The sequence below is a fragment of the Nitratireductor basaltis genome, from assembly GCF_000733725.1.
GTDB lineage: Bacteria > Pseudomonadota > Alphaproteobacteria > Rhizobiales > Rhizobiaceae > Chelativorans > Chelativorans basaltis.
Map to the genome: position 1 here is coordinate 103,910 of NZ_JMQM01000001.1, position 18,051 is coordinate 121,960.

The 18,051-nt window shown below is 59.3% G+C and carries 14 protein-coding genes; all 14 read left to right on the forward strand.

Annotated elements, in window-relative coordinates:
- Positions 1-219 precede the first annotated feature (219 nt).
- The 14 genes from EL18_RS00480 to EL18_RS00540 all read left to right on the forward strand — a co-directional run bounded on the left by EL18_RS00480 (position 220) and on the right by EL18_RS00540 (position 18,051).
- On the forward strand, positions 220-3,696 hold the full coding sequence (locus EL18_RS00480) for an indolepyruvate ferredoxin oxidoreductase family protein (protein WP_036483522.1): 3,477 nt from the start codon (positions 220-222) through the stop codon (positions 3,694-3,696).
- An 89-nt stretch (positions 3,697-3,785) separates the two neighbouring features.
- Complete coding sequence (locus EL18_RS00485) at positions 3,786-6,092, forward strand: putative bifunctional diguanylate cyclase/phosphodiesterase (protein ID WP_036478652.1); 2,307 nt, start codon at positions 3,786-3,788, stop codon at positions 6,090-6,092.
- A 170-nt stretch (positions 6,093-6,262) separates the two neighbouring features.
- Positions 6,263-7,042 carry an N-acyl amino acid synthase FeeM domain-containing protein gene (locus tag EL18_RS00490; protein ID WP_036478654.1) on the forward strand — a complete coding sequence of 260 codons (780 nt, stop codon included), beginning with the start codon at positions 6,263-6,265 and terminating at the stop codon, positions 7,040-7,042.
- Positions 7,043-7,562: 520 nt separating this feature from the next.
- Entirely contained in the window at positions 7,563-8,237 is a 675-nt protein-coding gene (locus tag EL18_RS00495) for a Crp/Fnr family transcriptional regulator (protein WP_036478656.1), read from the forward strand.
- Positions 8,238-8,507: 270 nt separating this feature from the next.
- On the forward strand, positions 8,508-10,496 hold the full coding sequence (locus EL18_RS00500) for an AMP-binding protein (RefSeq protein WP_244444564.1): 1,989 nt from the start codon (positions 8,508-8,510) through the stop codon (positions 10,494-10,496).
- Positions 10,497-10,498: 2 nt separating this feature from the next.
- Positions 10,499-11,305, forward strand: coding sequence for an ABC transporter ATP-binding protein (locus EL18_RS00505; protein ID WP_425277142.1), 807 nt, complete (start codon positions 10,499-10,501; stop codon positions 11,303-11,305).
- 11 nt (positions 11,306-11,316) lie between these two features.
- A complete protein-coding gene (locus EL18_RS17440; RefSeq protein WP_081871044.1) occupies positions 11,317-11,457 on the forward strand; it encodes a DUF3096 domain-containing protein in 141 nt (46 codons plus the stop codon).
- 9 nt (positions 11,458-11,466) lie between these two features.
- Entirely contained in the window at positions 11,467-12,426 is a 960-nt protein-coding gene (locus EL18_RS00510) for a branched-chain amino acid ABC transporter permease (RefSeq protein WP_036478661.1), read from the forward strand.
- Between the two features lie 3 nt (positions 12,427-12,429).
- The gene (locus EL18_RS00515; protein WP_036478663.1) at positions 12,430-13,506 is read left to right on the forward strand and encodes a branched-chain amino acid ABC transporter permease; all 1,077 of its coding nucleotides are present in this window, start codon (positions 12,430-12,432) and stop codon (positions 13,504-13,506) included.
- 70 nt (positions 13,507-13,576) lie between these two features.
- Positions 13,577-14,896 (forward strand): ABC transporter substrate-binding protein, encoded by a 1,320-nt coding sequence (locus tag EL18_RS00520; RefSeq protein ID WP_036478666.1) that lies wholly within the window; start codon positions 13,577-13,579, stop codon positions 14,894-14,896.
- Between the two features lie 122 nt (positions 14,897-15,018).
- Positions 15,019-15,852: an ABC transporter ATP-binding protein gene (locus tag EL18_RS00525; RefSeq protein ID WP_036478669.1), complete on the forward strand. Its 834-nt coding sequence runs from the start codon at positions 15,019-15,021 to the stop codon at positions 15,850-15,852.
- A gap of 144 nt (positions 15,853-15,996) precedes the next feature.
- A complete protein-coding gene (locus EL18_RS00530) occupies positions 15,997-16,224 on the forward strand; it encodes an aa3-type cytochrome c oxidase subunit IV (RefSeq protein ID WP_036478671.1) in 228 nt (75 codons plus the stop codon).
- Positions 16,225-16,297: 73 nt separating this feature from the next.
- Positions 16,298-17,626 (forward strand): Re/Si-specific NAD(P)(+) transhydrogenase subunit alpha, encoded by a 1,329-nt coding sequence (locus EL18_RS00535; RefSeq protein WP_036478674.1) that lies wholly within the window; start codon positions 16,298-16,300, stop codon positions 17,624-17,626.
- The gene (locus EL18_RS00540) at positions 17,626-18,051 is read left to right on the forward strand and encodes a proton-translocating transhydrogenase family protein (RefSeq protein ID WP_036478677.1); all 426 of its coding nucleotides are present in this window, start codon (positions 17,626-17,628) and stop codon (positions 18,049-18,051) included. Before EL18_RS00535 ends, EL18_RS00540 begins: the two co-directional genes overlap by 1 nt.

Genomic DNA, 18,051 nt, shown 5'->3' on the forward strand with positions numbered 1-18,051 from the left:
CAGGTACGCCAAATTCCCCAAGGAACCAAGCTGTTATATTCGTTCCGCAAGTCTGGTTCAAAGCTAATATAATTTCGGTAAGGTAGCCTCTCCGCGGCATGCTCTTGCTGTTTTTTCAAACTGTTCGAAAAGGTTTGACCTGCAACGAATGCAGGAGAAAACTTTACCCTGCAGCCTTCTTTGGAGGAACTTGGAAGGCTGCAGAGGAGGATGGAATTCATGACGCTGCATGACGTGTCGCTTGATGACAAATACGATCTTACCAAGGAACGCATCTACGTTTCAGGGTCGCAGGCGGTCATCCGAATGCTTCTCATGCAGCGCGAGCGGGATCGCCAGGCCGGGTTGAATACGGCGGGCTTTGTTTCCGGCTATCGCGGGTCTCCGCTCGGCGGATTTGATCAGCAGCTGTGGAAGGCACGCAAGGAGCTTGGCGAACGTGATGTTGTCTTCCAGCCGGGTCTGAACGAGGAACTAGCAGCCACCGCGTGCTGGGGTTCCCAGCAGTCGGAGCTTCTTGGCGAGGGCAAATATGACGGCGTGTTTGCGCTGTGGTACGGCAAGGGGCCGGGTGTTGATCGGACCGGCGACGTCTTCCGCCATGCCAATGCTTCAGGTTCGTCCAGGCACGGTGGCGTTCTCGCTCTGATGGGCGACGACCACACGGCCGAATCCTCCACCGTCGCCAATTCCAGCGAATTTGCGTTCGTCGATGCCATGGTGCCGATCCTCAATCCTGCCGGCGTGCAGGAACTGATCGATTACGGTCTCTACGGCTACGCTCTGTCGCGTTTCGCGGGCACCTGGACGGCGATCAAATGCGTGAAGGACAATATCGAGTCCACAGCTTCCGTTGATGTCGCCATGGAGCGGCTGAACATCGTTCTTCCCGAGATCGATATGCCAGAGGGCGGACTGAATATCCGCCACGAAGTCAACATGCTTGGCCAGGAGCAGCGGCTCCATGACTTCAAGCGCGAAGCGGCAGCGGCCTTCATCACTGCCAACGGCCTTAACCGCATGGTCTATACCGGCGGTCGCAACCCGAAGATCGGCATCATCACGCTTGGCACCAGTTTCCTCGATGTGCGTCAGGCACTCGACGAGCTTGGAATCGACGAAGAACGCGCGAACACGATCGGCCTGCGCCTGTTCAAGGTCGCGGCCCCGTGGCCCTTCGACTACCAGCACATGGCGCAGTTCATCCAGGGCCTCGACATGGTCATCGTGGTGGAGGAGAAGCGGTCGCTGGTTGAGGTCCAGCTCCGCGAAAACCTCTACGGCACTGCCACCCAGCCCATCATCATCGGCAAGAAGGACGATCGCGACGAGCGGCTTTTCTCGCCCATGGGTTCGCTCGACATCAACCACATCGCCATTACCATCGGCGAGCGCATCCTCAAGCATATCGGCCATTCCGAAGAGATCGCCGCACGTGTCTCGAAGCTGCGCCAGTTCCAGGCGATGTTGGCCGACACGCAGGACGTGGCGCTGAGGCGGCCCCATTTCTGCTCCGGTTGCCCGCACAATACCTCAACCAATCTGCCGGAAGGCTCCATCGCCGGTGGCGGTATCGGCTGCCATTTCATGGCGCTGTGGATGGAACGCGGCACCGTCGGTTTTACCGCAATGGGTGGCGAGGGCGCACAGTTCATCGGACAGGCACCCTTCACCAAGCGGGAGCACTTCTTCCAGAATCTGGGTGACGGCACCTACAACCATTCCGGTTCGCTTGCGCTGCGTGCTGCGGTCGCGGCGGGGCTGAACGTCACCTACAAGATCCTCTACAATGATGCGGTCGCCATGACCGGAGGCCAGCCCCATGAAGGCGGGCTGACGGTTGACATGATCGCCGCCCAGGTGCGCGCGGAAGGCGTCAAGCGTATCGCCGTCGTTTCCGATGAACCGGAAAAGTATGAAGGCAAGATCAGTTTCCCTGCCGGTTCCACCATCCATCACCGCGATGACCTGGACCAGGTGCAGCGCGAGTTGCGCGAGGAAAAGGGCGTCACGGTCCTGCTCTATGATCAGACCTGTGCTGCCGAGAAGCGCCGCCGCCGCAAACGCGGCACGTTTCCCGATCCGGACAAGCGCGTCATCATCAACGAGCTCGTCTGCGAAGGCTGCGGCGATTGCGGCGTCAAATCCAACTGTGTCTCGGTGCAGCCGGTGGAAACCGAGTTCGGCCGCAAGCGCATGATCGATCAATCGAGCTGCAACAAGGACTTCTCCTGCGTCAACGGCTTCTGCCCTTCCTTCGTAACCGTTCATGGCGGCAAGCTGAAGAAGGTGAAGGGTGACACCAATGGCAGCGATCCGCTTGACGGTGTGCCGCCCGCGAAAATCATGCCGCTGGGCGTGGGCGGTTGGGCCGGTGTCGTCGACGGCATCGGCGGTACCGGTGTGGTGACCATCGGGGCAATCCTTGGCATGGCCGCTCACATGGAAGGCAAGGGGGCAGGCATCATCGACATGGCCGGTCTTGCCCAGAAGGGTGGTGCGGTCTTTTCGCATCTGAAGATTGCCGAAACGCCTGCCGACGTCCATTCCATCCGCGTTCCAGCAGGCAAGGCTGATCTGGTGCTGGGCTGTGACCTCGTTGTTTCAGGCGCGCGCAAGGTCTTGGCTGCCGTGCGGCACGATCACACGCTGTTCGTGGCCAATACCGCGGAGGTCATGCCGGGAGACTTTGCCCGATCCGCCGATTTCTCACTGCCCGTCGAGCGGCTGAAGAAGGCTGTTCGCGAGGCGGCTGGCGAGGGGCACGCGCATTTCTTTGATGCAACGCGTACGGCCACCGTTCTGCTTGGCAATTCCATTGGCGCAAACATGTTCATGCTCGGCATGGCATATCAGCTCGGCGGCATTCCGGTTTCCGACGAAGCCATCGAAAAGGCCATACACCTGAACGGGCAGGCCGTATCGATGAATATCGCTGCTTTCCGCTGGGGACGCCGCGCAGCGCATGATCCGGAACATGTGCGCAAGCTGGTGGCCGATGCCGCACCGGCTGCCGGTCGCGAGATTGCCACGAGCCTCGAGGACATCATTGCGCGTCGCGTTAACTTCCTGACGGATTATCAGGACGCTGCCTATGCAGAGCGGTATCGTCAGCGCATCGAGCAGTTGCGGCAGGCGGAGGATCGCGCTGTTCCCGGCTCCACGCGCGTCACCGAGCACGCTGCGCGCAATCTCTTCAAGCTTATGGCCATCAAGGACGAATATGAGGTCGCGCGCCTCTACACCGACGGCAGCTTCAGGAAGCAGCTCGAGGGTGCATTCGAGAGCTATGAGAGCCTGGAGTTCCATCTCGCGCCGCCGCTACTGGCGAAGCGTGATGAGAACGGGCATCTGAAAAAGGCGCGCTATGGTCAATGGATGATGAAGGCATTTGGCCTTCTGGCCCGCTTCCGCAAACTGCGTGGAACTGCGCTAGACCCGTTCGGCCACACCGATGAACGCAAGATGGAGCGGCGGCTGCTGGCGGAATATGAAGCCGATCTCGACCTCATCGAGCGTGAGATTTCCGCTTCGCGTCTCGATGCGGCGGCCGCTCTTGCGGCGGTTCCCGAGCTTGTTCGTGGTTATGGCCACGTGAAGGAGGCGCATGTGGAGCGGGCGCAGGCGGAGCGCACTCGTCTTCTTGAAAGACTGAAGCAGAACGATCCGGATCCGGTCCTCCACGCAGCCGAATAAGACTGTTAGAAAGGTTTTGTCGGCGATTCGGGCACTAAACCTTTCTTAATCGGGTTGTGTAATGCTCCGCTCGTCAATGGGGACGGGCAGTGAAGAAGCAGAAAAGCTATATACCTGAAGACGTCTATGTCGGTTATATCCGCTCGCTGTTTCAGGATGTCGGCGTGCTGCCGCTCGGCGCGGCCTGTTTTGCTGCCATTGCCGTCCTTCTCTATGTAAAAACCGGCATGACCGCGCATCTTGTGATGGGCGCTCTCATGCTTTTTGCCGGTTTCGCGCGCTATTTTCTGATCACACGCGTCGACCACGCACTCATCTCGGATTATCCATCGGCGCTGCACTGGGAGCAGCGCTACATTATCTGGGGTTCTGTCCACGGCCTGGTGGTTGGCAGCTTCGGTTTTTTCGCCGTCTACTGGAGTCAGGATCCGTTTTCCGAGCTTGCGGCCGTCTCGGCTGTGCTCTGCGGCACGATAACCATCGCCGGACGCAATTACGGCTCTCCCCGAATGGTTTCGATCCTGACGCTGACCGTCGTTGCTCCGATCTCTATCGCGCTCGTCCTCAAGGGTGACATCTATCATTTCATCCTGGGCATGTTCATCGCGCCCTTCATGATGGTGGTGATGAAGATGGCGCGGCTGGTACGAGAAGTCCTGTTCACCGCGATCAGCGAACAGGTTCGCTCTTCAAGGCTGGCGCATAGGTTCAACCGTGCGCTCAACACGATGTCGCATGGCCTCATCATGTTCGATGCGGCCGGTCGTGTGGTGGTGGCCAATGCCCAGGCTACGGAAACGCTGGGCTTCAGGTCCGTCGAGCAGGCGGTGGGACGCAGTATCCAGGCACTTCTGGCGCGCGGCGTGGCTGCCGGTCTTCTGGATCGCAAGGAATGCCGCAACGCACAGGTGCAACTGACCTCCGCCTTGCGGGAAGGGCGCAACCGAAAGGTTCTGCTGCGTTTGCTCGATGGGCGTCATCTCGAGTTCTCTGCCCGGGAAGGGCGGGACGAGCTTGGTGTCATAACCTTCGAGGAAGTCACCGGCCGCATCCAGGCGGAAGAGAAGATCCGTTTCATGGCGCGCTACGACAACCTGACCGGGCTACCCAATCGAGGCTATTTCCACGAACTCGTCAGTGACCTGATGCAGTCGGGCGACCCGAAACGCTATTGCGCGCTTGCGGTTTTCGACCTGGATGACTTCAAGTCCATCAATGACACGCTAGGTCATCCTGTCGGTGACGGCCTGATCTATGCCGTAGGCGAGCGACTTTCCGAGATTGCCGGTGAAGATGTCCGGGTCAGCCGCTTCGGCGGCGACGAGTTCATGATCTATTTCGATCGTCTCGACAGTCGTGACGACCTGTCATTGCGCATGGAGGCCATTCTCGAACATCTCAATGGCGAGGTTGATGTCACCGGCCATTTGCTTCGCGTGCAGGCAAGCTGCGGCGCGGCCATTTCGCGGGCCAGTGACGCGACTGTAGATGAGCTGACCGTGAAGGCCGATCTCGCCCTCTATCAGGCGAAGGATCTTGGCAAGAACGGCTGGCGCCTGTTCGAGCAGGAAATGGATGCCGCATTCCGCAACCGCCAGACACTCAAGGCCGATCTGCGCAATGCAATCGAGACACGGGCTTTGCGGGTGGTTTTCCAGCCCATCGTCGACATGCGCAACATGCAGATTGCCGGCAGCGAAGCGCTCTGCCGTTGGCACCATGCGGAACTCGGTCCGATCTCGCCTGCAATCTTCATTCCCTTGGCGGAGGAAATGGGGATCGTGTCGGAGATCACCGCAATGGTGCTGGAAGTGTCCTGCCGCGAATGCGCGACATGGCCCGAGCATCTGCGGGTCTCGGTCAATCTTTCCGCCAAGGACTTCCACGATCCCAGCATCGTCGACAAGGTTCGGCATGTGCTGGAGGATACGGGGCTCGACCCGGCACGCCTCGAGATCGAGGTCACCGAAACAGCGCTGCTCGACGATCAGCAGGCCACGCGTGAATATCTTCAGGCGCTGAAGGGGCTCGGCGTGAGCATCGCGCTCGACGATTTCGGCACTGGCTATTCAAGCCTGAGCTATCTGCACACGCTTCCGCTCGACAAGGTCAAGATCGATGGCAGCTTCGTTGCCGACATTACCAGCGACGAGCGCTCACTCAAGCTGATCACCGGTGTGGTGGAACTTTCGCGCAATCTTGGTCTGGCCATCACAGTGGAAGGCGTGGAGACCTTCGGTCAGCTCAAAACGCTCTCGATTGCGGTGCAGCCCGACCTCGTGCAGGGGTTCCTGTTCGGTTCAGCACTTAGCGCATCGGGTATCAAGACCATGTCCCAATCGAGCTGGTCGTTCGGCAGCGAGTTGCAGCAGGCACTATTGCCGGCACGCGCCTGACGGCCTGTTTTCTCCTGAAACAATAGATTCATTGACCGTCTCCGGCGCGATCTCTATCCCACCACGCGTGACGAATATTAACCTTAACGCAAGGTAAACTCGTTTAACGCGAAAATCGCTTGCCTCTTTCGCTCTTTGGCATAGGATTCAGTTAGCGACGGGGGTCGGGTATGGGAATTCACATTTCCACGGCAAGAGATGCAGGTGGCAATAGCGGCGGTCGCCACAGTCTGGGCAACTCGGCGCTTGTTGGCAATGTGCTCAAGCTTCTTGAGCGCACCGAGTACAGACGCTGCGAGACGGGCGAAGATCTCGAGGCGATCTATCGCCTGCGCTACAAGGCGTATCGTCCGCACGGTTTTGTCACCGACTCCAATGCACGCATGGTGAAGGACAGCCTCGACGAACTGCCCAACAGTCACTGCTTCGGCATCTTCATCGACAACCGCCTCGTGGCAACCGTGCGTTTGCATCAGATTGATCGCGAAAATCCGCATGGGCCGGTCACCAAGGGGTTTGGTGACGTGATGATGCCGATGATCGAGCAGGGGGCGAGCTGCATCAATCCGTCCATGTTCGCGGCCGATCCCGAGTTGAACAAGGATTACCGCGTGCTGCCCTATGTGGCACTGCGTCTGGTAATCGTCGGTTATTCCTGGTTCCGCTCCACCTATTGCGCCTGTCTCATCCGTCAGGAACATACTGCGTTCTATCGTCGGATTTTCGGCGCGCGGGAGATGGCACCGCCGCGCAGCTATCCGCCGATCAGCATTCCCTTGATGCTCTATGGAGGGGTATGCGCGAAGGAATTCGGGCCGATCGTGACGCGCTTCCCGTTCTTCCTTTCCACACGGGCGGAGCAGAAGATGCTGTTCGCACCACGCGAACCTGGCGCAACTACACCTCTTACAGTTCTCCCCACCGCGAAGTATCAGCTCAACGCTGCCTGATCCGGGTTTGGCCTACAGAAGGCTTGCAATTGCGCACAGGGGTTGTGCGGGATGCGCCCTGACGGCAAAATCAACTGCTGGGAAAGATGCCTGAGGGAGGTTGCAACGCGACTTTTTGTGGCTGCTGCAATGGGTTTGGCTATCCCGGGCCGGTCTCGGCCCAGTCCTTCAGCTGTTCGGCGCGGTAGTCGCCAACCGAGGGGACAATTTGCAACAATCCAGGCCTTCGGCTCGATGAACAGGTCTCGACCATGTATTCCGCACCCGATCCCTGACCGATGGCGTGGGTCGGGCCAGTCTCAGGCGTATGCAGCGGGAGTTCTTGTCGAGGCGGGACCGCTGTGGCAGCAATGTCGAGTGCATCATAAACGCCTAGGATTTTCAGCGCATGCGCCTGAACACGTTTCAGCGCGCGAGTTAGCGGTTTCACCCGATTGGGGTGAAACTGCTTCACCCTCCCTTAGATGATCAGAATCGCCTAAGCTGATCCTGGCCTGCAATGGGCAGGAACGGGAGAGGCATGAGCATTTCGGTAGACACGGCGAGATCGACTATCTGGGCTGGTGAACTGACAGCTGAAGAGCTGGAGCGTGCCGCCCGGGGAATGGTAGAGCGTGTCTATCAGAAGGGCGTCTATATCTGCCACCGCGATGACAAGCTGGACTATTGGACGGGTGTTGCCGACGGCCTCATCAAGATCAGCGCGATATCCGCTCAGGGAAAGGCAATGACCTTTGCGGGTGCAGCAACAGGCAGCTGGTTCGGCGAAGGATCGGTGCTGAAGGACGAGCCGCGCAAATACGATCTGGTCGCCATCCGCGACACACGCATGTGGATGATGCAGCGGGCCACATTCATGTGGCTTTACGAGAATTCCAAGGGCTTCAACCGCTTCCTGGTGCGCCAGCTCAATGAGCGCATGGGGCAGTTCATTGCGACCATCGAATATGACCGTATCCTGCACCCCAAGGCGCGAGTCGCACGGAACCTGTCCTGGTTCTTCAACCCGGTGCTGTATCCCGCGACACGCCGGGAGATCGAGATAAGCCAGGAAGAGCTCGGCCTTCTGGCTGGTGTCTCACGTCAGGTGGTGAACAAGGCACTCAAGGAACTGGAAGAGGAAGGCCTGCTTACTGCTGCTCATGGCAAGATCACGGTCCATGAACCTGAGGTTCTTGCCTGTTATGATGTCTGAGGGAGAGCTTCAGGGGCGTCCAGTCTCGCAAAGCTGTTCGTGAATTTTCGCACACACTCACAGGTCCCCCTATAATAACTGCACATCCGCTGTTTGTCTGTCAAGCGCCGTGTTGCCACCTTCTGCAAATCGTGAAAACCTCCATGAAACATCAGGCTTCGGGTGGAGGACCCGGTGCCTGCGCCGATGCAGGATGCGGGAGACATTCGCGCCGGTGGGAGCAAGGGAGAAGCAGCGCGTTCGCGCGTTGCACGGCGGTTCGCCGCCCTAATGGGAGGATACGGCTTGGCGCAGAAACCCGCGTCACCCGACACGCTTGCGAAGTATCTGCTGTTGAATGCCGAGCGCTTCAAAGGCAGGCCTTCGATGCGGCACAAGGATTACGGCATCTGGCAGAGCTGGACCTGGGATCAGCAGTGCGAGGAGGTTCGCGCTTTCTCACTGGGTCTGCAGGCGATCGGCTTCAAGCGCGGTGATCGGATTGCCGTCATCGGCACCAACCGTCCACGGCTCTACTGGACCTTCATCGCCGCTCAGGCGCTAGGAGGCGTACCGGTCCCAGTCTATGCGGATTCCGTCGCCGAAGAGATGGCCTATGTGCTTGATCATGCCGAGGTCAAATATGCCGTCGTCGAGGATCAGGAGCAGGTGGACAAGCTTCTGTCGGTTGCAGGCGATGTGCCGCGTCTGACCGAGATCATCTATGACGAGCCGCGCGGTCTGAGGGACTATGACCATACCCATCTCCATGACTATGCAGAGGTCCGTGCCAAGGGCCTGGAGATCATGGAACGCGAGCCCAACTCTGCCGCGCGCTTTGAGGCGGAAGTCGAGCAGGGATCGGGAGCGGATCTGGGCGTCATGCTCTACACCTCGGGCACGACGGGTCGCCCCAAGGGCGTCATGCTTTCAAACGAAAGCCTGGTGCGCTCGGCGCTGAATGGCAATCGCTTCGACAATCTGGACGAGAATGAAAGTGTCATCGCTTATCTGCCGTTGGCTTGGGTCGGCGACCACGTCTTCTCGGTGGCGCAGGCGCATACGGCCGGTTTCTGCGTAAGCTGCCCGGAAAGCCAGGAGACGGTGAACGAGGACCGCCGCGAAATCGCGCCGACCTATTTCTTCGCACCACCGCGCGTTTTCGAAACGCTTCTCACCCAGATCATGGTGCGCATGGAAGATGCTGGCCGTATCAAGAAGAAGATGTTCGACTATTTCCTTGCCCATGCACGCAAGGTTGGCGAGCCCATTCTTGATGGCAAGACGGTCGGGCTGAAGGACAGGGTGCTCTATTCGCTCGGCGAGTTCTTCGTCTACGGTCCGCTGAAAAACCGCCTCGGCTTCTCCCGCCTGCGCGTTGGTTACACGGCAGGTGAGGCGATCGGGCCGGAGCTTTTCCGCTTCTATCGGTCCATCGGCCTCAATCTCAAGCAGCTCTATGGACAGACCGAGGCCTGCGTCTACATCACCGCGCAGCCCGATGGCGGCATCAAGCCTGAGACGGTCGGGCTGCCATCGCCCGAAGTGGAGATCCGCATCGCGGAGAATGGCGAGGTCATGTATCGCTCGCCGGGCGTCTTCATGGGCTACTACAAGAATGACGAGGCCACGCGTGAGACCAAGACGCCGGATGGCTGGGTGCATACCGGCGATGCGGGTTTCCTCGACAGCGATGGCCAGCTTCGCATCATCGACCGTGCCAAGGATGTCGGCAAACTCGCGGACGGCTCGCTCTTTGCGCCAAAATATATCGAGAATGCGCTGAAGTTCTTCCCCGAGATCAAGGAAGTGGTGGCGTTCGGGCATGAGCGGGAATTTTGCGCCGCCTTCATCAATATCGATCTGACCGCTGTCGGCAACTGGGCGGAACGCAACAATATCGCCTATGCCTCCTACCAGGAACTTGCAGGTCATCCGCGGGTCTACGAGACCATTGCGCAGCATGTGGCCGAGGCCAATCGAAAGCTTGCTGCCGAGCCCTTGATGGCCGGTTCACAGGTGCGTCGCTTCCTTGTGCTGCACAAGGAGCTGGACGCTGATGACGGCGAGTTGACCCGTACGCAGAAGGTGCGCCGTTCCTTCATCGCGGACCGCTACGGCGAACTGATCGAGGCGCTCTATGACGGTTCCAGCGAAAAATATGTCGAGACGCAGGTCACCTATGAGGACGGCCGCAAGGGCATCATCCGCGCGACCGTGCGCATCGAGGATGCGGAAGTCTTCCCCTTTGACAGTCCGGTGATGGAGGCGGCGGAATGAATATGAGAGCCGATCCCGAAGCCATGAAGACGCGCGAAGAGGAAGACATTCTTCTGGATGTGCGCAATGTGTCGCTCGCCTTCGGCGGCGTGAAGGCCATCACCGACATTTCGCTCAATGTGAAGCAGGGTGAAATCCGCGCGATCATCGGTCCCAACGGTGCCGGCAAGACCTCGATGCTCAATGTCATCAACGGCTTCTATACCCCGCAGGAAGGCACGATCATCTTCCGCGGCAAGGAGCGCCGCTCCATGAAACCGCATGAGGCGGTGGGGCAGGGGATTGCCCGCACCTTCCAGAATGTGGCGCTGTTCAAGGGCATGTCGACGCTCGACAACATCATGGCGGGGCGTTCGGTCATGATGAAGCGCAACCTGCTCTGGCAGATGCTGTGGCGCGGGCCGGCCTTGCAGGAGGAGATCGAACATCGCGAAAAGGTCGAGGAGATCATCGACTTTCTCGAGATCCAGCATATCCGCCGCACCCCCGTCGGCAAGCTGCCCTACGGCCTGCAGAAGCGCGTCGAGCTGGGTCGCGCATTGGCGATGGAACCCAGCCTTCTTCTCCTCGATGAGCCCATGGCGGGCATGAATCTCGAGGAAAAGGAAGACATGAGCCGCTTCATTATCGACGTCAATCAGCAGCGCGGCACCACCATCGCCCTGATCGAGCACGATATGGGCGTGGTGATGGATCTTTCCGACCGCGTGGTGGTGCTGGATTACGGCAAGAAGATCGCCGACGGCACGCCCGACGAAGTCAAGAACAACCAGGATGTGATCGACGCCTATCTGGGCGTTCCGCACTGAAGGAGGCGGCGATGGATTTCACACTTACTCCGCTCGTCTCGCTCATCGCGGGCGTGCTCATCCTCATCTTCCCGAGGCTGCTCAACTACATCGTGGCCTTCTATCTCATCATTGTCGGCCTTCTCGGCCTCTTTCCGGGTCTGGCTGGCTAAGGAGCGATCATGGACACTCTCAAAGGCATTTTCGTCGATCCCTTCGCGGACATGATCGCTGCACCCGACTTTCTCCTTCAGGTGCTATGGGAAGGTCTGGTGGGCGGCGTTCTCTATGCGCTCATCGCGTTGGGCTTTGTTCTGATCTTCAAATCCTCGCGCATCTTCAACTTCGCGCAGGGCATCATGGTGGTATTCGCGGCCCTCACGCTTGTTGGCCTGCATGAGAAAGGTGTGCCCGCGCTTCTGGCACTGCCTCTGACGCTCGGCGTCATGTTCATGCTGGCAGTCGCCATCGAGCGCGCGGTGCTGCGGCCTCTGGTCAACCAGCCAGACATCATCCTGTTCATGGCAACCATCGGCATCACGCTGTTCCTGATCGGGCTTGGCGAGATAATCTTTGGCGGCGAAAACAAGGTGATGATCACCGAGCAGCTGGGTATCCCCACCGGCAGCTTCACGCTGGAACCCTTCGGCGGTTTCGTCTCCATCGAGCAGAAGGACCTGACCGCGGTTATCGGCGCGATCCTGCTGGTTGGCGTGCTGCTTCTTTTCCTGAACAAGTCCAAGATCGGCCGCGCCATTCGCGCGCTGGGTGACGATCACCAGGCGGCACTTTCGGTGGGCATTTCACTTTCCACGATCTGGGTGATCGTCTGGTTCATCGCCGGCGTCATCGCGCTGGCCACGGGCATTGTCTGGGGCGCGCGCGCCGGTGTGTCCTTCGCGCTGGAGGTCATTGCCTACAAGGCTTTGCCTGTTCTCATGCTGGGCGGGCTGGAAAGTGTCATGGGAGCCATCATTGGCGGGCTTGCCATCGGCATTCTGGAAAAGCTCTTCGAGATCTATTGGGGCCAGCCGCTGCTGGGCGGCAACACGGAGATGTGGTTCGCCTATGTTCTGGCGCTGATCGTGCTCCTGTTCCGTCCGCAAGGCCTCTTTGGCGAACGCATCATCGAGCGGGTGTAAGACATGTTCTATCGTACAGCCGGCCAGTTCAAGACCAGCTATGAGGCCGATCACGCGCTCTTTCCGGTGCGCCAGGATGCCTATCTGCTGGGTTTCATCCTGCTGCTCGCCTTTGTCGTGTTTCCGCTGACTGCAAGCGAGTTCGCCTTTCGGGCCCTGCTGATACCGGTGCTGATCTATTCTTTGGCAGCATTGGGTCTCAACATCCTTACGGGTTACGCCGGGCAGCTTTCGCTGGGTACTGGTGCCTTCATGGGGGTAGGCGCTTATGCCTGCTACAAGCTGCTCACCATCTTCCCGGAGATGAACATCGTTATCGCCATCGCGATGTCCGGTTTCTTCTCGGCAGCGGTTGGTGTGCTCTTCGGCCTGCCATCGCTCAGGATCAAGGGCTTCTATCTGGCGATCGCCACGCTGGCTGCGCAGTTCTTCCTCGTGTGGCTGTTCCAGAAATGGGCGTGGCTTTACAACTACAATGCTTCGGGCGCTATCCAGGTGCCGAATATCGAGATGTTCGGCATAACCGTCGCGGGCCCTCGTGCCGAAGCAATCACGCAGTATTATTTCGTGCTCTGCTTTGTCTGCGCGATGACCTTCTTTGCCATCAACATCACGCGCGGTCGCATCGGGCGCATGTGGAAGGCGGTGCGTGACATGGACATCGCTGCCGAACTCGTCGGCATCAATCTGATGCGCGCGAAGCTGACCGCCTTCTTCGTGTCGTCCTACATTGTCGGCGTGTCGGGTGCGCTGTTCGTGTTCCTGTGGCGCGGTGCGGCAGAGGCGAACCTGTTTGATATCCCGCTGTCGTTCCGCGTGCTGTTCATTGCCATCATTGGAGGGCTCGGCTCGATCCTTGGCAACTATCTCGGCGCGATCCTCATCGTTGCCCTGCCGGTGATCATCGGCAGCGTCCCGGAGGCCTTCGGCATTCCGATCGGCTCGGCCACTGTCGAACATCTGAACGTCATGCTCGTGGGTGCGCTCATCATCACGTTCCTGATCGTGGAGCCACACGGGCTGGCCCGCTTCTGGGCCATGATCCGCGAGAAACTGATATTGTGGCCATTCCCGCACTGACGGACTGGCTGCCAACCGGGTGGCCTGCCCCTTCCAGAACGGAAAATGCAGGCAAGTGGAGGAGATGAGAATGAAACACTGGATCAGAAAAGCTGCCGTTTCGACGGCACTGGTTGCGACGGTGATGCTCACCGGTCCGGCCAGCGCGCAGGGTGACGGCATCTATGTGCCGAACCTTTCCTACCGCACGGGCCCCTTTGCCTCGACCGGCACGCCCTTGATGAACGGCCAGCGTGACTACATCACCATGCTCAACGAGCGTGATGGCGGCCTCAACGGCACCAAGCTTGTCTATGACGAGTGCGAGACCGGCTACAACACCGAGAAGGGTGTCGAGTGCTACGAGAAGACCAAGGCCAATGCGGTTGTCACGCAGCCCTGGTCGACGGGCATCACGCTGCAGGTTCTGCCCAAGTCCAATGTCGACAACATTCCGATCCTGGCTCCCGGCTACGGCTTCTCGGCCATGGCGGACGGGAAGGTCTTTCAGTGGGCCTACAACCCGCCATCCTCCTATTGGGATGGTGCCTACATGATCCTGCAGGACATTTCCGGGGGTGACCTGACGACCCTCAACGGCAAGAAGATCGCCTTCCTGCATCTCGATCACCCTTTCGGCAAGGAGCCCCTGCCGCTTCTTGAGAAGCTTTCGGCCGAGCACGGCTTTGAGCTGGTGCCGATCCCGGTGGGCCTGACCGAGATGCAGAACCAGTCCGCGCAGTGGCTTCAGATCCGCCGCGAGCGCCCCGACAATGTCATCATGTGGGGTTGGGGCGCCATGAATGCCGGCGCCATGACGGAAGCCGCCAAGACCAAATATCCCATGGATCAGTTCTACGGCGTGTGGTGGTCCGGCCATGATGGCGACCTGAAGCTGATCGGCGAACAGGGTAAGGGCTATCGCTCCATCTCCTGGAGCGTTCCGAACTCCGAATCGTCACTGATGCAGGACATCAAGAAGCACGTGATTGATGCCGGCAAGTCCCAGATCAATCAGGGTGAGGGCGAGTTCGACAGCGTCTTCTACCAGCGTGGGGTCATGATCTCCCTGATGCTTGTCGAAGGCATTCGCGCAGCACAGGAGGAGTTCGACACGCAGAACCCGGATGCCGAGCAGGTTCGCTGGGGGCTTGAGAACATCACGCTCGACGAGGCGCGTCTTGCAGAGCTTGGTGCCGAAGGCATGCTGGTGCCGTTCTCCACCTCCTGTGCGGACCATACCGGCCACGGCGGTGGCTGGATCCTCGAATGGGATGGCTCGAAATTCGTGAAGGCGTCGGATCTTCTGAAGGCCGACCGCGATGTCATTCGCCCGCTCGAAGAAGAAAAGGCGAAGGAATATGCCGAGGCGAACGCGCCTTGGCCCGTCAACGAAGAGTGCAGCATGTAAGGCGCAAGCCTGAAACCTGATGCATCCAGATCCTCCCCGCCTGCGCCGGTTGGCCGGCGGGGAGGAGCGAACCAGAAGAAGCGCATGCCAAGCGCGAAGTCGAAGGCTCAAGGCTTAATCCAATGTCCAATCCGTCACCTGCCGCACAGCCAGCTGAACCGATCCTCGAGGTCAACAATATCGAGGTCATCTACGATCACGTGATCCTCGTGCTCAAGGGTGTCTCGCTGACCGTGCCTCGCGGCGGCATCACCGCACTGCTTGGGGCCAACGGTGCTGGCAAGACAACGACATTGAAGGCCATCTCGAACCTGCTGCATGCCGAGCGTGGTGAGGTGACGAAGGGCAATATCGTCTTTGACGGCGATCAGGTGCAGAACCAGTCACCCAATGATCTGGTGCGGTCCGGCTGCATCCAGGTGATGGAGGGACGCCACTGCTTCGGGCATTTGTCGGTGGAGGACAATCTGCTGACCGGCGCGTTCACTCGACGAGACGGACAATCGGCTATCAGGCAGGACCTGGAAATGGTCTATGAATATTTCCCGCGCCTGAAGGTGCGACGCAACAGCCAGGCGGGTTATACTTCCGGTGGCGAACAGCAGATGACGGCGATCGGGCGCGCCTTGATGTCGCGGCCCAAGATGATCCTGCTGGATGAGCCGTCCATGGGTCTTGCCCCGCAGCTCGTGGAAGAAATCTTCGAGATCGTGCGCAAGCTGAACGAGGAGCAGGGAGTTTCCTTCCTTCTTGCCGAGCAGAACACAAATGTTGCTCTGCGCTACGCCAAATATGGCTATATCCTTGAATCGGGACGCATCGTTCTGGATGGCGAGGCGAGCGCCCTGCGCGAGAACGAGGACGTCAAGGAGTTCTATCTGGGCGTAGGCGGCGAGGGGCGGCGCTCCTTCCGCAATGTGAAACACTACAAACGTCGAAAGCGGTGGCTTTCGTAACCAAATGGTTATTTATCCCGATTTAAGTTTTTAAACAGCCGCTTGAGGCTGTTCAAACGTACCATTTGGTACGAGCGCGGCATTGCTCTTCGCCAAATCTTTCGCTATGCCCCTTTCCAATTCTATTCCCAAGGGGTTGAAGCGATGGCTGAACATATGCCTACCGGACCGGCCGAAACTGGCGCCGAAATGGACTACGCCGAGCACGAGCGTACCTACAACCTGTTCCTGACCATCACGAAATATTCGAGCCTGGTCGTGATCGCGCTTCTCATCGCGATGGCCTTTGGCTTCTTCACATCTGCAGGCTTTTTCTCCAGCACCATTCTCTTTGTTCTCATCTGCGCCCTTGGGGGGTGGCTGATGCGCTAAGTGCGCACATGGCCCGGTACCTGACGGGCCAGAAAATTGAGGCGGGGGATGGTCCAACCGAAAGGAACTGACGGTGGGACAGAGACTATTCGTGCCCAAAGAGCTCGATGCCAGCGAGCCTCGGGTTGCCGCGTCACCTGATACGGTGAAGCGACTCTCGAGTCTTGGCTTCGAAGTTTACATTGAAAAGGGTGCCGGCACGCTGTCGCGTATTCTCGACAGCGATTTCGAGAAGGCCGGTGCGACCATTGCAAGCGCAAGGGAAGCGGCGAAAGCCGATATTGTTCTCAAGCTGCGACGCCCGACTTCTTCTGAACTTTCCACCTATAAGAAGGGTGCGGTGGTCATTGCCACCATGGACCCTTACGGCAATGAAGCCGAAGTGGCTGCCATGGCCAAGGCCGGCGTTACCGGTTTTGCGATGGAGTTCATGCCGCGCATCACACGCGCACAGAGCATGGACGTCCTGTCTTCGCAGGCCAACCTCGCGGGCTACCGCGCGGTGATCGATGCTGCTGCCGAGTATGATCGCGCGCTGCCGATGATGATGACGGCTGCAGGCACGGTTCCCGCTGCCAAGGTCTTCGTCATGGGTGCCGGTGTTGCCGGTCTGCAGGCAATCGCTACGGCACGCCGCCTTGGCGCGGTCGTGACTGCGACCGATGTGCGCGCTGCTGCCGGTGAGCAGGTCCAGTCGCTCGGTGCGAAATTCATCATGACGGAAGCGCTCAAGGATGCTTCCGGTGAGGGCGGTTATGCTCGCGAGCTGACCGATGACGAGAAGAAGGCACAGGCCGAGCTGGTTGCGGATCATATCGCCAAGCAGGACATCGTCATTACCACCGCATTGATCCCTGGTCGTCCGGCACCGCGTCTCGTGACCAAGGAGATGGTTGCGTCGATGAAAGCCGGATCGGTCATTGTCGATCTTGCGGTCGAGCGTGGCGGCAATGTCGAGGGTGCTGTTGCCGGCCAGGTGGTCACGACCGCGAATGACGTGAAGATCATCGGTCACGTCAATGTGCCCGGTCGCGTCGCCGCCTCCGCATCGCTGCTTTATGCCAAGAACCTCTTCGCATTTCTCGAGACAATGGTCGACAAGGAGAAGAAGGAGCTGGCCATCGACATGGAAGACGAGCTCGTCAAGGCGACGATGCTGACCCATGACGGTTCGGTCGTGCATCCGAATTTCAAGGACGCAGCCACGGCTGCAAGTGCAACGCCTGCCAAGGCCGATCCGCAGGTCGCAAAGGCAGCCGGGGGCACGGAACCTGGCCTGGAAGTTGCTCCGAAAAAGGCACCGGCCCGCAAGTCTGCGGCCAAGGGAACGGGCACAGCCAAGACCACGCGCCGGAAGGCTGCGCCAAAGGCTGATGCACCCAAGAGCGGGGGAGATACCTGATGGAAGGTAACGCATTGGAACAGGCGCTCGATCAGCTCGAGCGCGCCGCCGCCAGCGTACGCGCTGCGGTGGAAGGCATGGAGGCCTCTGAGGTCGCCGATGCCGTGGGCGCTGCAGCACACGGCGCTTCGGGTGGCGCGATCGACCCGTTCGTCTTTCGCCTCGCCATCTTCGTGTTGGCGATCTTCGTTGGCTACTACGTGGTCTGGTCGGTGACGCCGGCGCTTCACACGCCGCTGATGTCGGTCACCAACGCGATTTCCTCGGTGATCGTGGTCGGTGCGCTTCTGGCGGTTGGCATTTCGGCTTCGGGTCTCGCGACGGGCTTCGGCTTCGTGGCGCTGATCCTGGCCTCGGTGAACATCTTCGGTGGCTTCCTCGTCACCAGCCGCATGCTTGCAATGTACAAGAAGAAGGACAAGTGA

Excerpts from the sequence above, each read along its gene's own strand:
- EL18_RS00480 (WP_036483522.1), top strand. The coding sequence starts at position 220 with ATGACGCTGCATGACGTGTCGCTTGATGACAAATACGATCTTACCAAG.
- EL18_RS00490 (WP_036478654.1), top strand. The coding sequence starts at position 6,263 with ATGGGAATTCACATTTCCACGGCAAGAGATGCAGGTGGCAATAGCGGC.
- EL18_RS00495 (WP_036478656.1), top strand. The coding sequence starts at position 7,563 with ATGAGCATTTCGGTAGACACGGCGAGATCGACTATCTGGGCTGGTGAA.
- EL18_RS00500 (WP_244444564.1), top strand. The coding sequence starts at position 8,508 with ATGGGAGGATACGGCTTGGCGCAGAAACCCGCGTCACCCGACACGCTT.
- EL18_RS00505 (WP_425277142.1), top strand. The coding sequence starts at position 10,499 with ATGAGAGCCGATCCCGAAGCCATGAAGACGCGCGAAGAGGAAGACATT.
- EL18_RS17440 (WP_081871044.1), top strand. The coding sequence starts at position 11,317 with ATGGATTTCACACTTACTCCGCTCGTCTCGCTCATCGCGGGCGTGCTC.
- EL18_RS00510 (WP_036478661.1), top strand. The coding sequence starts at position 11,467 with ATGGACACTCTCAAAGGCATTTTCGTCGATCCCTTCGCGGACATGATC.
- EL18_RS00515 (WP_036478663.1), top strand. The coding sequence starts at position 12,430 with ATGTTCTATCGTACAGCCGGCCAGTTCAAGACCAGCTATGAGGCCGAT.
- EL18_RS00520 (WP_036478666.1), top strand. The coding sequence starts at position 13,577 with ATGAAACACTGGATCAGAAAAGCTGCCGTTTCGACGGCACTGGTTGCG.
- EL18_RS00525 (WP_036478669.1), top strand. The coding sequence starts at position 15,019 with ATGTCCAATCCGTCACCTGCCGCACAGCCAGCTGAACCGATCCTCGAG.
- EL18_RS00530 (WP_036478671.1), top strand. The coding sequence starts at position 15,997 with ATGGCTGAACATATGCCTACCGGACCGGCCGAAACTGGCGCCGAAATG.
- EL18_RS00540 (WP_036478677.1), top strand. The coding sequence starts at position 17,626 with ATGGAAGGTAACGCATTGGAACAGGCGCTCGATCAGCTCGAGCGCGCC.